Genomic DNA, 14745 nt, shown 5'->3' with positions numbered 1-14745 from the left:
TCAGCCGCCTCTCTGCGCCTTGATGACAGCACGGCGGAATGCGCCGAAACCGACTGAGTAGTTAATGAACCCCTCGCGCCTCAGCACTTCGCTGACCGTATGCGCCGCGCGTCCGATGTTGAGATTGCCGCCAAATGAGCGAACGGAACAGGCCGCGAACTCTTCGATCCGCTGGGCTTTTGCTTCGTCCGTAAGTTGTCTCCAAAGTCTAGTAGCCATTGCCGGCCCCTTTGCGTGCCTTAGTGCATGCACGCGCGAACTCGGCGAGGTCTATGTGGTGATTGGTGATGCCGCGCGCCTTCAGCACGGCACTGATCGACGTGCATATGCGCTCAATGTCGAACCCCGCAGGGAAAGTCACGCAGGCGCGCGCTGCGAAGTCTTCCATTAGAAATGCTTTTGCTTCGTCAGTTAGCGTCGCACCGCTCGTATCCATGTCCATTTCGGCCCCCGTTACAGATCAGAGGTGAAATTGCCGCCAATGCGCGTGTCGATCCACGCGTCGATAGCAGCTTCGGACCAACCCACCGCACGAGCGCCGATAGGCACTGCCTTAGGGAAGGTTCCTTCGGTCATCATGCGATAGACGCTGGAGCGGGCGAGGCCTGTTCGGTCGAGGACCGCAGGCAGGCGCAGAATGCGCGGTGCGGAAGGAAAGAAGGCTTGCTTAGACATGTCATGGTCTCCTTTGAGACGTTGTTGAACAGGTCTAAGCATTCTGTCGAGGCCGGGCGACCCGGTCACCGCAATTGCGGTGAGTTATCCGATTTGCGACTTCGCGTATCGTCGCGCTTCTGCGAATTTGGTCTCCAATGTGCGTCTGCTGATGCCATCGCGCTCGCGGAAGTAATCGACGAGTTTCTCGACCAAATCGCTTTGAGTGAGGAAGACCGAGTGACCTTTTCCAGATGGTGTTTTCGTTTCCAGCATCAGTTCCACAAGGGACGCAATGAGGTTCAAGTTCGCATTTCTCTCACGGGTAGTCATTGCGACGGCCACCTTTGAGCCGTAGAGCGGTGCACACACGGCAGGATGGCCTTGTACATACGCGCGGTCGATCCACGGAATTTTCCAATCGTTTTTGTGCGCTATCTCCATCCATTCCTTAGGCGAGCGGGCAGGGGTTTCTCCGCCGCGCTCCAGTTTTTCTCGCACACACCCTTCGTCCGGTCCCTCCCACGTTTCTCGATCCGCCGCGAGCGATTCGTGCAGCAGTCGCGACGCCTCGCTGTGATCGTTGAATACGTTCTCCGGCATTTGCCCGCTAAGAATTCTTGCAGCCTCGTCGAATGTCCACTTTGAGCGGGAGAACAAATAGGCGACTGCAGAGTCCTCAGCCGCACCGAGGGCTTCGATCAACCTGTCAGTCTCGGTCGAATCTCTGTCCCATTCATCAAGATCGTCGATAGTTTTGCGGCGCTCATCATTCATTTCTTTCCCCTCACGCAGTCTTCCGCGCAGGCAGCGTCGCCACATTGGCGGCATCGGCGCGTGTTAATAGGTCGAGTCGCTCGCCGAGTCGCCGCCACGCATCAATCTGATCGTTGAGCCGTACCTGACGTTGATAGACGCGCTTTACCTTGTGCTCTTCGGTCTGATTTAGACATTTGATAATCACGTCGCTATCGACGCCTAGCTCGCCCATTAATGTGCCGGCAGTGCGGCGCAAATCATGCGGCGTCCACTTGCCGCCCGTCAGTTCCAGCGCGTGCGCATGCGCCGTCCGGTTTGTGTGCGCCTGGCGTTTGTAATGGGCGAGTTGCCGATCCTCGATTTGCTTTGTCATGCTCTTGGAACAGACGGAACCCTTGCCGCGCCGAGCCGGCATGACCCATACCTCGTCGTCAGACAGCGCGAGCAACGCTTCGACGTGCCGCCTCGCAAAGTCAGACAGATAAATCACATGCTCGCGTTGATTCTTCGCATGCTCTTTGGGGATAGTCCACGTACCGGCGTCGAGATCAAAGTCGGTACGGCGGGCGCGTGTCGCTTCGCCGATCCGTGCGCCGGTTGACAGCATCAACCAGACAGCATGCACGGTTGATTTGAGCAGGTTTGCCGCAGCAAGAGCAGAGGGGAGAGCGCGAATCTCCGCCTCGCTGAATACACGGTCGCGCTCGGTGTCCTTGCCTCCGACATCACGCTTCGCAATGCGGTGCGTCGGATCGTTCGTGACGATATCGCGGACAAGGGCAAAGCCGAACATTTGCCGCAATTCGGACAGAAGCCGGTTCGCCAGACGGTTTGCGCCGCGCTCCTTCACGCCGTCGAGCACTGCCATTACATCGGCGCGGGTGATGCTGTCGGCATGCCTTGCGCCGAGCGCGGACAACACGTCTTTCTCGAACCCGCGTTTCGTTTCAGCGCCCTTATCTTTCCGGTTCGCCAGTTCGAGCTTCATCCACCGATCAAATAGTTGCTGCACCGTCAGTCGCGCGAGCTTCTCTTCCAGTTCGGCAGTGCGCGTCGCCTCATTGACTTGCCGCTCGATCCGATCTGTGCGGCGCTGTTCGTTCGGGTCGATCCCTTGTGCCACCAGATCGCGTGCCGCGTCGCGCGCTGCCCGGATCGTAGGAAGTCCGGTAGCGGGCCATGTGCCGCATGCCGTATCACGGGTTTTGCCCTCCCACCTGTAGCGATACCAAAAGGTTACGGAAACGCTGTCGCGCGCGCCACGCACCTTTCCCCATAGTCCGCCGTCATCTCGAACCGTCGTGCCAACGTGGCCCGGTTTGAGCGCCTTTAATTCATTAACTGTGAGTTTCGCCAATTTTGACCCCAACGTTGACCCCAACATAAACTCTGGCAGATAGGGAACGGGCCGGAACTTCACGGGACGCTGTATTTGCTGAGAGCCTTGCTGCGCATGGATTTTGCGCTACTTCGTGGGATTGTAGCGAACGTAGGGGAATGAAGAAATAACTTTATGGGGTGCAGGTGGTAGAGGTTCAAATCCTCTCGCCCCGACCAAGATCAAAGCCGCACGCCGTAAGGCGCTGCGGCTTTTTCTTTGGTGCCTGAAATTTGGGCAAAGCAGAAGGAATATTAGAAATTTCTAATATTCAGGCCGCGTCACCCTGCGGAAGGTGCAGTACAACGGTCGACACCGGCACCTCCCGCGACTTGATATACCCCTGAGTCGTCGAGCGGTCGGTGTGCGCGCCGGCCACCTGCAGCGCGTCCAGATCATAGCCCGCCCGTTTGGCATCCGTCATTGCCTTTGCCCGGATATCCTTGATCGTATAGGGCTTGTCTGCGAGGCCGGCCCGTGCCATTGCCCCTTCCCAGGCGTCACGGCATGCCTGATCTGTCTTGGGGTTGCCACGCCTGTCCCGGATCACATACTTCTGGCCAAATGCAGGTGCGAGAAGCTTCGCACGACCAAGCACGGCATTGATGTCGGGCGTCAATGGCCAGTCGACCGCCTCGCCGCTCGCGAGTCTTTCGTCTTCGACGGAAGAAAGTGGATCACGCCGGCCTCATTGTCGATCTGCCCCCAGGTCAGCGTGCGAATGTCCGTGGAACGCTGGCAGGTCAGATAGCACAGGTCGATCATGCATTGCATCATCGGGCCGGTGGGCACGCTGCCGGCTACCTTGCGCTCCTGGGGTGTACCTTCGTACAGCGTGAAGCAATACTTGACTATCCACTCGCGGATGGCCATGAAGTGGTCGTCACGAATATAGACGTTGCGCTTTTTCGGTTTTTTGACCTTGACCTCACGCGTTGGGTTGATGGTGGCAAATTTCTTTCGCACCGCCCAACTGAAAAAAGTAGAGAGCCACGCCTTCATTGCCCGTTGGGTTGGCAATTTGTCGGGCCAGTTGTTGAGCAGGAAATCCTCAACAGCCGCAGCGTCGATACGTTCAATGTTCCAGTCGCGAAAATAACTGCGTACACCCTCACCGCGGCGTTTCCACTCCTCTCGGTACGATGCAGCGTAGGTCGACGCCTTCTGGTCCATGTACGTGGAGATGATTGCGGGAAGGTTCCCGCGTCCCTCAAACACCGGTTGGAACCGACGCTTCTCTTCAGCTAGGCGCAGCCGCGGTACTCGAACTCCATGTTTACCTCCTATACTCAGCTAATCGAGACTCGAACAGACAAAGCATGAATTCATCCGAAACGGTGTTGCACTTCAGATTTGAGGCCGCCGGCTGTATTCGTTAAACCTCCAAGGTTGAATTGCCGGCGTCGGGGCCGGAGAGCAGGCAACACGTCGTTTTCGGGCCGCAATACTGTTATAGACCTGCGCCAGTGCTTCAGCACATTGATAATCAAAAGATAAGATGCCCTTTTAGGCAGAAGGGGCCGAAGCGCTCATGAGGTCCAACTGGAACACAGCCCCTCGGGGAAGTTGCGGCAAGCAACGCATCTCCGACGAGACATTCGTGTGCGCAATAGAGGGCTCGTTTTAGCCCGAAGGCGATGAGTAACTGATCGTCGGCGAACGTCTGCTATCGAGAAAACTGGCAGTCGCTTGTGGGTCGAACTCGACCCTTGGTTTTCGTCGCGGCCGTATCTCTGATAAGGCTTCGCTATAATCAATCGCTTCCCGGCGTCGCAATGTCGAAAGAATGTCTTCCAAGCGAAACAGATCCCCCGGCCGAGCCCGCAGGCCGCTGACGAAAGCACTTCTATTGCCGATGGATCGCGCCTCCGCCAGTGAACGGTCGCTGTCCTGTCATCTTGCGCTGGTCGCATGCCGCGACGGACATGGCAACAGCCATCTGGTCAATGAACTTATGCGCGCGGTGTATCTGAGCTGGTATCTGCAGCGCGCTGTTATGGCAACCAACCGGTGGAGCAGTTCAAGATCGCCGAATACGCGGTCGAGAACACCCTGGCGCACGCTCATGAGACGGGAGAGTGGCGGCTCGCGTCTGAGGTAATCAGCGACTTTGAAGCGCTGCTGACGCTGTATGACGCCCAGCTCGCAAGGGCTCCTCTTCACGAAGTATTCGAAGCGGAACGGCAGCTGAGAGGGTTTTTGATGGGAACGGACAATTCCCCGATCCCGTAATCGACGTATTGGCAAGCCTTGGCAGATTACCATTCGGCCGAGCCCCTGCCGACGTCATGGCATAGTTGATTGGGCTGTCAATATAGTTCGTGTTCCTGTATATGTTACACAATTAAGATGATCAATTTTTCACACACATCGACATCGACACGACGGGAGCGGCCTTGCACGACACTGCCATATCTGTGCGGTTGGGACCGAGGCTGCGACAGGCGGCAAGGGTGAAAGCCCAAAGAGGCGGGTCGTAGTCGAGCGCGACGGCAGGGTTGGGGACCACGCTGCGCCGCCCGCAGACTTAGCGAACGGCAGTTTCTCGGCGATACTGTTGAAAAAGTCGCCGCGTGGTTTTCTCAGTTCTCCTGCGCGAAAATCGACCTCTCAGATCGGCCTACAAACCGCTCGCGCGTTCCCGCTAAGGGTAAGAAGACCCCTGAAAACCTCGCGACAGAGACGGTCAGCGACTTTTTCAACAGTATCCGGCCATTCCCGACATTCAGGTATCGCATCTGTCAGGCAGCTACGAGTCGCTTTGCCGACATTCGCACTTCGGCGGCGGCGAGCGTCTGCTGCCACTCCAACCGAATGCGTACTTGCGACCCGTTGCGGCCCTTGATACTTCCCGAAAGCCGACCGTCCAAGTACCGCTGCTCGCCGACTTCGCCAACAATCGTCGATAAATCCTCAGTGCGACCGTGACGTGCCGGGTCGAGAGTCCCGTCGGGGAAGACCAGAACGAAGTCTCGCTACTGCTTTTCCCCGGCTCAGTTCACAAGGACGCGTTGGTGCTGTTCGAACTTGCGGCGCTCCTGATTCCTTGCAGTCTGGCCAAAAGTATTCGCGCTCGCCAAATGAAGAGGGCAAGATAAATAACCTCTGCTGCCGCAGTGATCGCATAGGTTTTCTGAATGCTCCGACCAAACTTTGGCGCTGTGTTCAGGATGGCATGGCCAATGAATGCGCTCGCGAACAGCATTAGTAACAACAGGGCTATCTTAAGTTTGGTTATATATCTCATTGAATGTCAGTTTTTTATTTTCGACTACATGAATATCGACCGCAGATTTGAAAAATTGAGCCGCGTTTCGACATGAAACTACAGACGAGCTTTTAGACTGCCAAACGTAGATTGCAAGCAAGTCAAGCGTCTGCGGCCGAAATGGCACGAACTCCTTATGTGTCAATGGAGCACGTCATGCGCCACGAACCTTTAACCTCGCGGGCGAGCTTCAGAAACAACGTATCCGAACGGCGATCGCTTCCCCCGGATAACTAGCAATGTCCCGGAGGACGATTTCATCCATTCAGCTTCGGAGACGCAAATACTTGTCAGGTTCCCATTTAAAGGGAAAACAGTGAGGGAATAGCGGCAAGTATGACGTTGATGCTGTCCTGAACTTTTTCCATACACCATAACCTCAGCAGTCTCAGGTGTACCCAAGACTTCCGTGATTGCCGTTGGGAAAGTCCACATTGGGACGACGGCAAACAGAGCCGATACGGCAATGAGGGATCCAACTCCTCTACCTTTGTGCGCCCATTGCTCTCTGAAAGCAGGCAGAACGCTGAGCGTTAATTGTGAAAGCGCAGAGTAGTATGCTAGCCCTAGCAGATAGGCGGCGGATAAGGCCGTCTTCGAAGCGGGTAGGAGTATCAGATCGAATCCGTCCTTAATGGCAAGCAGCCAAGGGATCAAAAAACAGAACACGAGGATCCAAGCGCGTCTTTTCTGCTTGCGCTTGCCGATTTTTTTGTCAGAAATATTGAGTCCCATACGGCGTGTTAACGGCGTATGAACCGAAATCTCAAGTGCGAAAATCCGAGGGCGTTCACCCGGTCGTCGAACGCCGCGAGGGCGCTGTGCGTGATTGTCGACAGTTCTGGTCGGCCGGCCAGATGTCTGTTGATGGCCGTCGTGTGCCACTGGAACTGCGCTCTCTCGCATTCTGGCGCACGCGTCACAGGACGTGGACGTTGGGTTAGTGCTGGAGGGGTGGGCCCTATAGCACGGCGCGATGGCTGCGCGGCTCTCCAATCGGGAACGGCATTATGACGGAGTTACCCCTTGACGCATTCCGGTTAGCCCCCTCGACTGTAGGGTCCGGAGCGGAGGTGACCCTTCTCCGCACCGACGGCAGCGGCCGCGAGGCCGCCCACCTCCGTAAGGCCCGATTTACCCTTTTTCCATCCAGTACTCGCCCTCGCATTTACTCTCATTTAGGTTCTGTGAGACGTCCGTGTTGGTCACGAAGTGAAGGATGCCGCAAATGCCTCGCATCTTCCCCGTGCCGCCGGTGAGCACTGTGCTTCCCATGACGGTGCGGACGTCGGGGGACTGGCCCGTTGCAGACTGTGAGATGCCGTCAAACTTGCCGAAAATCTTGTCGCCGTCTTCCAGGTTGTAAAACCCATAGCCGATGACGGTGCCGTTGCCGTCGACGGTGTCCACGGTGCCGCGCAGCCATTGCTCCGTGACGCTTACGCCAGCAAACATCAGCGCGCCCTTGGGAAAGGTGCGATGCAGTTCATACAGCGCGAGCGAATGCCCCGGTATGTCTTCAACGTCCAGGAGGTGAAGCAGCGTGTACTTCGAATTTTCGCCTGACACCTCGTAGGATATTTTTTCCCGCCCTTGAGCGGAACTTGACTGGTTCATAGTCAGCCTCCATTGCGTAGTCCGTTCACCTTGCCGATGACTTTGCCACTAATTTCCGTAGCGGGCACCCGCAAAGTACTTTCAGTATCGGACGCGCCGTGGCACCCGCAAGGGGATTTGCACATCCGTCCGGCGTATTGTCGAAACCTGGTGCAACTACGCGGGAAAATAGAACAAAAACGGAATAACGAGGGCCTCGTTGAGGAATTGGCCAGAATCAAGAGATTCAAAATATCACACGATTTCGGTGGACGCAGTTATCGCAACAGGAACGCTCTGCCTTAACACCGTTCAGAGACCGTAGACGACCCATGGCAGTCACTCGGGGGATTGGTCCGAGTGACCGGACATCTACAGATTTCCGACAGCGCGTGGTGCACGGCATTTGATCGCGCCGGCTGCCGGTGGGGAATGGAGACTGAAAAAAGAGAGCAGTTAGCAGTTGCTAACCGGATACGCCTTAATACATCTGCCCGGGGCGAGAAAATTTGATTTCCGCTCACGCCCGTTCGACAAAGCTCTGATTGTCGAACCGCACGCACGCAGGTTGTGGGACAGCCGGCAGCCCTGCCCAGTCAATCGGTGCCGATGCTGTGCTGCCGATGGGCGGCGATGTACGATCATGGCGCGACGTTACTAACCGAGGGCACATGGACCTGTTCAGCGCCGCCCAAGACGGCATTCAATCGCTGTATCACTACCAATCGTTCAACGACCGGACCGCCGAGCAGCTTGAGCGGACGCTGCGGGAGCGAGCCATTCGCATGTCCAAGCCATCGGACTTCAATGATCCGTGGGACTGCAAGCCGTGGTTCGACCTTAGCCTTTTGGACGACCCGCATGAGCGCGAGCAGCACCTGCAATGGCTGGCACAAACGGCGCCCATACCACCGGATGAAGTGGACGCGCTTCGGGCCAACCCGCAACAGCTAGCAGCGTACGTGGACCTGATCCACACGGGTCACGTACAGGCCATTGCCGACATATACCGAGTGTACTGCCTGCTGCCCGAGGCCGATCACCCACTGATGTGGGCGCACTACGGGGACAGTCACAAGGGCATCGCGCTGGAATTCGATGCGCGGCACCAGCAGATTCAATGGGCGTATCGAGTCCACTACCGCGAGACGTATCCGCCGTACCGGCTGTACGAAGAAGCTGACAACGCTAACCTCGTGCCAATCTTCACGAAGTCCGAAGTTTGGGCGTACGAACGCGAGTACAGGATGGTTGCGGAGGAAAGGCAAAGGCCTCGCCCCATCATGTTGGAGACTCGCGATTCAATGCTACAGCTAGCGCAGGGCGCGCTAGTTGGCGTGGTGGACAGCGTCAAGCAGGAAGTCCGGTTTACCGACAAACATCTTGGCCGGTCGGTCGAGATGTTTGTCGCTGTCAATTGGACATGGTTGTCGCTCCGTTCGGATTGTCAGCGGGTAATTGACGGCGCCGCTCCTTCTGTTTGTCGCTGGCTTTGCGGCGTCGATAGCTTTCAACATTCAGTTCGAAGATCGTCGAGTGATGCACAAGCCGGTCAATGGCCGCCACTGTCATGCCGGGGTCCGGGAAGACGTCATTCCAGCCTGAGAACGGCTGGTTGGCTGTTATCAGAAGACTTTTCCGCTCATACCTCTCGGCGATCAGCTCGAACAGCACGCTGGTTTCGGCCTGGTCTTTCCTCACATACGACAGATCATCGAGGATGATCAGGTCGAAGCGGTCAAGCTTCGCGAGCGCCGAAGGCAGTTGCAGACTCTGGCGCGCGACCTGGAGCTTCTGCACGATTTCGCCGGTGCGCGTGAACAAGACGCGATAGCCGGCGTCGATTAACGCATGGCCGATGGCGGACCCCAAGTGACTTTTTCCGCCGCCGGGTGGACCAAACAGGAGGATCGTGGCGCCTTTCTCAAGCCACGAATCGCCGGTGGCCAGCGCCATCACATGCGCCTTCGAGACCATCGGCACAACGCCGAAGTCGAAGGTGGCGAGCGTCTTGGTCGGATCCAGATGTGACTCGGTTCGATGACGCTCGATTCTCCGTTTGGCCCGCTCGGCGAGTTCATGTTCGAGCAATGCGCCGAGTAAGCGCGACGCCTGCCAGCTTTCCTTGTCCGAGCGTTCAGCGAAGTCCGGCCACAACCGGCTGATCGTGGGCAGCCGCAATTCGTTGAGCATCAGCGCGATACGGCCAGCATCGTAGGCGGCGTTCATGCGAGCAGCTCCTCATCGAGCAACGTGTCATAAAGCGCGGCAGACGGCATCTCGACGACAACCATCGGACACTCGGCCTGGCGCGGCGCCAACTCATCGAACAGCGCCCTCAGATCGGGTAGTTCACCGAGTTCGAGCAATGCATCGAGCCTCTCGGCGAGTTGCGCCTCGACGCCGTGGTTTCCTGCCAGCTCAAGCAGGCCGACCATGGTCTTGCATGCGCTGCGCGGCGTCAGCGCCTGCTCCAGTCGCTCCCAGGTCCGACGGTAGGCTTCACGCGGAAACAGATCGTCACGGAACGCGAGGCCCCGGAAGGCCTGCGGCTTGCGTTTGAGCGAATCGATGAAGTGCCGGTAGTCGATGCCGCGACCGCGCCGTTTGCTCGTGTGTGTGGCTCTCGCCGTGCTGTGCACGAGCGCGCCGGACAGATAGCAATCGAGCCGGTCACTGTAGAGGCGTACCTTCAGGCGATGACCGATCAGCCGCGACGGAGCGCTGTACAGGACGCAACGCACGGTGAACGTGCCGCAGCGTGTCACGCGCGCCTCTTCTTCGTCGAAGTCGGTGGTACGGTGCTCAGGTAGATCCAGCAGGTGTTCGCGCTCGATCTGGAACGCTGCAGCATTACGCCGGTTGCGGCGCATCACCACCCCGCGCACGAACTCGTCGTACGCGCCCCGGTCCGCGAAGTCGCGGTGACCTCGCAGCTCCAGGGCCTGATCGATCTGATCCTTCAGATAGCGATGCGAGGATTCGACACTGCCATTCTCATGACCCATGCCACGATTGTTGCGCGTGCCTTGCATCCCGTAGTGCTCGAGTAGCGCCGCATAGCGAGCTGTGAAGTCTTCCTCTTCCTGCAGGTTCCTGAAGGCCGCCGACAGACTGTCGGAGCGGTGTTCGCGCGGGCACCCGCCGGCCTGCCACAGCGCGTTCTGCAATCCCGTCGCGAGCGCCTGGAAGCTCTCTCCGCCATCGACCACACTGGCGTATTCCCAGCGCGAGAACGCCAGCACAAAGTGATACAGCAGGTGGTTAAACGGAACGCCGCCAATCGTCACGCACAGCTTGTCCATGTGGGTGAAGTCCGACAGGCCTCGCGCGCCTGGCTGATACGTTTGAGGGAAGAACACTTCCCGGTTCGGCCCTTCGAGCGCGCGCCACTGGCTGACATGCCGCTCAAACGTGCGACGCATGCTGTCGGGAAAGCGCTCGGGATGGTCTTCCTGCAATTTGCGCAGCAGCGTGATCGCCTTCAGCTTTGGGGCACTGTGCAGCAATGGGACGACTTCGGCTTCCCATACGTCGGCAAATGGATCAGGACGCGAGCGCCAGTAGCGCCGGGGCTGCTGCGACGGAAGCCCGGCTTCACGTTCGACGCGGCGCGCCGTGCGCTCGCTCATGCCCGACTTCGCTGCGGCGACCTTCTGTGGATGAAGTTTGCGCTGGTTCATGTAGAGGCGGACCTGTTGGTCGGTGATGCGGGTTCCAGACATGGGCTGACCGCCTCTTTTTAGATTCAGTCAGCCATCCTAGACCTCGCCGACCCGGCGCCGCCGGCAGCTCGTCGTCTGCGGCGGCTACGCCGCCTCCGACTCCTCACTACCGGCCAAGATGAATGTCGCTACACCGGACGCAATCATTGTCGCCCTCCAGCGTGGTTCTCGGATGCCAGTGCGACGAACCCCGTACGCTTGATCTGATAGCCCATTTGGCCCGGACCTGAGAGTGCGCCGAGCGAAGCGCATGACGAACAAGTATGCACTGACGCTGGAGACGATCCGATAGCGCAATGAAATACTAACTATGAAAAACTTTCGGGAAATGATTGCTGGATATTTGGACGACAATCCGGAGGAAAGGAAGGCGCTTGCGGGTGCCAACATCGACCGATGGCTTGTCGAAAACGCCGACGAGATGGTCGACAAGTTTTCGAGTGAGCTTGCTCAGAATTTAGATAGCAAACAACGCGAGTCTGTTGAAGACATTCATTCCGAGCTAGCTGGATTTAATAAGAGGTTATTTGAGACTTGGCGTGCTCCGCTAACTCGGTTGGACTCCCTGATCGCAATGTGCATGGAGATCGGAAGCGAGATCAACGCCGAATATAGAACTTCAGGGAAATACCCACGTTCGTCGCGACGAAATATTACGATCCGGCTCCATACTCGCGCCGTCCAGATCGCGAACGAGGTTTCTTGCTTGCTAAAAGGCGGGTATGCAGATGGAGCAATGGCGCGCTGGAGATCGCTTCATGAAACGACCGTGATTCTGGCGTTTCTAAGTAGGCGTGACGACGCACTTTCCTCGCGCTTTGTGGACTTTCAGGCAATCATCCGTTTAAAGGCTGCCACCGAATACAACGAACACCAAGCCGTGCTTGGTTTTGAGCGGTTTGAACAGGCAAAGCTTGCACAATTTCAGAGCGAACGCGACTCGATGCTCACCAAGTACGGTCAGCAGTTCGCAAGCGAGTACGGATGGGCGGCCGACGTGCTCAAGCAGAAGAGAGTAACGTTCAAAGACATCGAAAAGTTTGTCGATCTGAGTTATCTCCGACCTCAGTATGGCTTTGCCAGCAAGAACGTCCATTCGGGTGTCGACAGCATCGGGTTCAAGCTCGCATTGTCGATGTCTAGTCAAGAAACCTTACTGGCTGGACCGTCCAATGAGGGACTTATAGAGCCGATGCAATGCACAAGTTACTCTCTGATTATCGCTACTGGCGAGCTTATAGACACGGCTCCGAATGATGAGCGATCGATTATGGAGGGGGTGCTGTGGCGTTGGCACGATAAGCTCAAGGCAGAGCTGATTGATGCAGAGGCTGCTCTTCGCGAGCGCGGGGGCGGCGTCGACGATCGCGGCTAAAGCGTGGCGAGCCACTTTGCTCCGCACGTGAAACCGTGCCAGTACATTGGCCTTTCGCACGCGATTTCAGCGTCGGTATTTCGGAGGATACTGTTGAAAAAGTCGCCGCGTGGTTTTCTCAGTTCTCCTGCGCGAAAATCGACCTCTCAGATCGGCCTACAAGCCGCTCGCGCGTTCCCGCTAAGGGTAAGAAGACCCCTGAAAACCTCGCGACAGAGACGGTCGGCGACTTTTTCAACAGTATCCGGAGATGACCGGACGCTCGCACGCGGCATCGAAAGGCCGTCTCTGGCCGCGTGCTGCCCGATGCGTTTTGGCTCAAGTTGCTGCGCAAGAGTCCAAGCCGCCCGGCAATGCGGGCCGGAATGCGTACCATCGACCTTGGGTCCGTGCACGCCGTTTGCGAGTGATCGACACTCCGGATGCCCAGTTTATCTTCAGTCAGCGGTCACGGAAAATCTCAGCTTTTCGCCTTCCGCTCATATCGGGGCGCCCTCCAGAAACTGGATTTTTTCACTCGATAGGCGCCGGGAACGGCAGTTCCAAATGTCGCTGATTGTCCGGCACCGCCGGTCGCAGCGGCGAACGACACATCATCTCCCGGCTGAGGGCACGAGCCCGCGATCCACCGCTAGGCCCAGTGCCAGGCATGATCTGAGGAAAAGGCGCTATTGCGAACCGGGCGCGTTGGATGATTTGTCCGTCGGCATCTGCGGTAGCGGAACTGCCGCTGCGTCGGTCGTGCCGCTGCCCGTTGCTCCCGTTTGCCCGCGACGGCTTCGATGCGAACCGCGTACCGCTCCCTACCCAGCTCCGGCTATTCGCCGCGCGTGATACCCGTCGCGCGGTGCGCCGCTTGCCCGGTTCAATGCGATCGGCCGTGGCCGCCACCACTCCAGTAATGGCCGCCGCCCCAGCCGCCACCGCCATAATTGGCGTGACTGGCGCCCGAAGCGCTGCTGCCGTAGCCGCCACCTCCCCAGCTGGTGTGACTGCCGCTCCATCCACCCTGCCCATTTCCCGAGTAGGCGCGGCTGTAGTAGCCGTGTCCATAGTACCCATGGCCCGAGTAGCCGTGGGCGGCCCAGTAGGTGTGATGGCCATAGTGGTAGTGGCTGTAGCCGCCGCAACACCCGCCCCAGAAGGCGAACGACACGGACGGCCACCAGTAGTAGCCCGGCCAGTATCCGTAGTAGGGGTATGGATACGCGTAAGGGTAGGCCGGTGGATAGGCGATTGGATAGTACGCCGGCGCGCCATAAGCGGGCGCGGGGGCGAAATCGTACGTGGACGGCGGCCCGCCGGGCGACGTGCCGTCAGGCAAGTTGAATTCCTCTGGCGCCTGAGCCTGCTGCGACGGGTCCCCGGGCGCGACGGGCACGCCATGCTGCATGGCCGCCGTCGGCACGGCGGGATAGCCATTCGGATCGGCAGTGGAATAGATAGCGGGATAGCCCGGGTAATACCCGTAGCCTGGATAGTAACCGTACGGTACGTAGTAACAGCCAGACAGCGCGCCGGACAACGCAAGCACTGCAATGGCGCTGCTCGCGCGCAACGTTGCATCGAGCGGGTTCATGACATGATCCCTCGTCATTCGCGCGGCGAAATCCGCCTCACACTTTCCATTGAGCTTATGTCAGGATTCCATGTTGTACGTTATAAACTGGTAACAGCGTATCTCAGGTAGTGACCACCCGGGCGCGACAGGCATCCTCATCGTTCACCTGTCGGTTATGGAACGAAAACGCCGACCTGATAATGCGGGTTGGCTCGGTTACGCCGGTCTTTCGTGGAGCTGACAGCGCTTTCTCGCAGGGCCCGAATTCCCCCATAGACAATTCTCGATGTCGTGGACGACGCAGTTCGATGTTCGCATGTGCCTCTGCGAAGACAGCATGTGTTTCGTCGTCGAAAGCCGATTGCTACGATCTAGGCCCCGGTCGAACTTCCGTAGTCGACCCGTTGCGGACGGTCGTGCTTCTTCACA

At 58.0% G+C, this 14745-nt stretch carries 13 protein-coding genes; 2 read left to right on the top strand and 11 right to left on the bottom strand.

Annotated elements, in window-relative coordinates; translation table 11 throughout:
• The 7 genes from B0G69_RS41645 to B0G69_RS41680 form a co-directional block, all read right to left on the bottom strand.
• Complete coding sequence (locus B0G69_RS41645) at positions 1-219, bottom strand: hypothetical protein (protein WP_121315187.1); 219 nt, start codon at positions 217-219, stop codon at positions 1-3.
• Complete coding sequence (locus B0G69_RS00520; RefSeq protein ID WP_147440684.1) at positions 209-442, bottom strand: hypothetical protein; 234 nt, start codon at positions 440-442, stop codon at positions 209-211. Before B0G69_RS00520 ends, B0G69_RS41645 begins: the two co-directional genes overlap by 11 nt.
• 11 nt (positions 443-453) lie before the next feature.
• Positions 454-675 carry an AlpA family transcriptional regulator gene (locus tag B0G69_RS00515; RefSeq protein WP_121315185.1) on the bottom strand — a complete coding sequence of 74 codons (222 nt, stop codon included), beginning with the start codon at positions 673-675 and terminating at the stop codon, positions 454-456.
• 84 nt (positions 676-759) lie between these two features.
• Positions 760-1431 carry a hypothetical protein gene (locus tag B0G69_RS00510; RefSeq protein ID WP_121315184.1) on the bottom strand — a complete coding sequence of 224 codons (672 nt, stop codon included), beginning with the start codon at positions 1429-1431 and terminating at the stop codon, positions 760-762.
• 10 nt (positions 1432-1441) lie between these two features.
• Entirely contained in the window at positions 1442-2770 is a 1329-nt protein-coding gene (locus tag B0G69_RS00505) for a site-specific integrase (protein ID WP_121315183.1), read from the bottom strand.
• 292 nt (positions 2771-3062) lie between these two features.
• Positions 3063-3410: a tyrosine-type recombinase/integrase gene (locus B0G69_RS41685; RefSeq protein WP_241991249.1), complete on the bottom strand. Its 348-nt coding sequence runs from the start codon at positions 3408-3410 to the stop codon at positions 3063-3065.
• Positions 3407-3964 (bottom strand): hypothetical protein, encoded by a 558-nt coding sequence (locus tag B0G69_RS41680; protein WP_241991248.1) that lies wholly within the window; start codon positions 3962-3964, stop codon positions 3407-3409. Before B0G69_RS41680 ends, B0G69_RS41685 begins: the two co-directional genes overlap by 4 nt.
• A gap of 837 nt (positions 3965-4801) precedes the next feature.
• On the opposite strand from B0G69_RS41680, the gene B0G69_RS41675 reads away from it, so the two are divergent.
• Positions 4802-5023 (top strand): hypothetical protein, encoded by a 222-nt coding sequence (locus B0G69_RS41675; RefSeq protein WP_241991247.1) that lies wholly within the window; start codon positions 4802-4804, stop codon positions 5021-5023.
• Positions 5024-7193: 2170 nt separating this feature from the next.
• Here the strand turns inward: B0G69_RS41675 and B0G69_RS00485 are convergent.
• The 3 genes from B0G69_RS00485 to istA all read right to left on the bottom strand — a co-directional run bounded on the left by B0G69_RS00485 (position 7194) and on the right by istA (position 11380).
• Entirely contained in the window at positions 7194-7676 is a 483-nt protein-coding gene (locus tag B0G69_RS00485) for a hypothetical protein (protein WP_121315181.1), read from the bottom strand.
• A gap of 1392 nt (positions 7677-9068) precedes the next feature.
• Positions 9069-9884 (bottom strand): IS21-like element helper ATPase IstB, encoded by an 816-nt coding sequence (gene istB / locus B0G69_RS00475; RefSeq protein WP_121315180.1) that lies wholly within the window; start codon positions 9882-9884, stop codon positions 9069-9071.
• A complete protein-coding gene (gene istA, locus B0G69_RS00470; RefSeq protein ID WP_121315179.1) occupies positions 9881-11380 on the bottom strand; it encodes an IS21 family transposase in 1500 nt (499 codons plus the stop codon). Before istA ends, istB begins: the two co-directional genes overlap by 4 nt.
• 310 nt (positions 11381-11690) lie before the next feature.
• Here istA and B0G69_RS00465 point away from each other — a divergent pair, with 310 nt between their 5' ends.
• Positions 11691-12755: a DUF5677 domain-containing protein gene (locus B0G69_RS00465; RefSeq protein WP_121315178.1), complete on the top strand. Its 1065-nt coding sequence runs from the start codon at positions 11691-11693 to the stop codon at positions 12753-12755.
• A gap of 865 nt (positions 12756-13620) precedes the next feature.
• Here the strand turns inward: B0G69_RS00465 and B0G69_RS00460 are convergent.
• Positions 13621-14334: a hypothetical protein gene (locus B0G69_RS00460; RefSeq protein ID WP_121318978.1), complete on the bottom strand. Its 714-nt coding sequence runs from the start codon at positions 14332-14334 to the stop codon at positions 13621-13623.
• Positions 14335-14745 lie beyond the last annotated feature (411 nt).

This window comes from Paraburkholderia sp. RAU2J, from assembly GCF_003634845.1.
GTDB lineage: Bacteria > Pseudomonadota > Gammaproteobacteria > Burkholderiales > Burkholderiaceae > Paraburkholderia > Paraburkholderia fynbosensis.
Note: the sequence above shows the minus strand (reverse complement) of the source record. Positions and strands in the feature narration are given on the sequence as shown.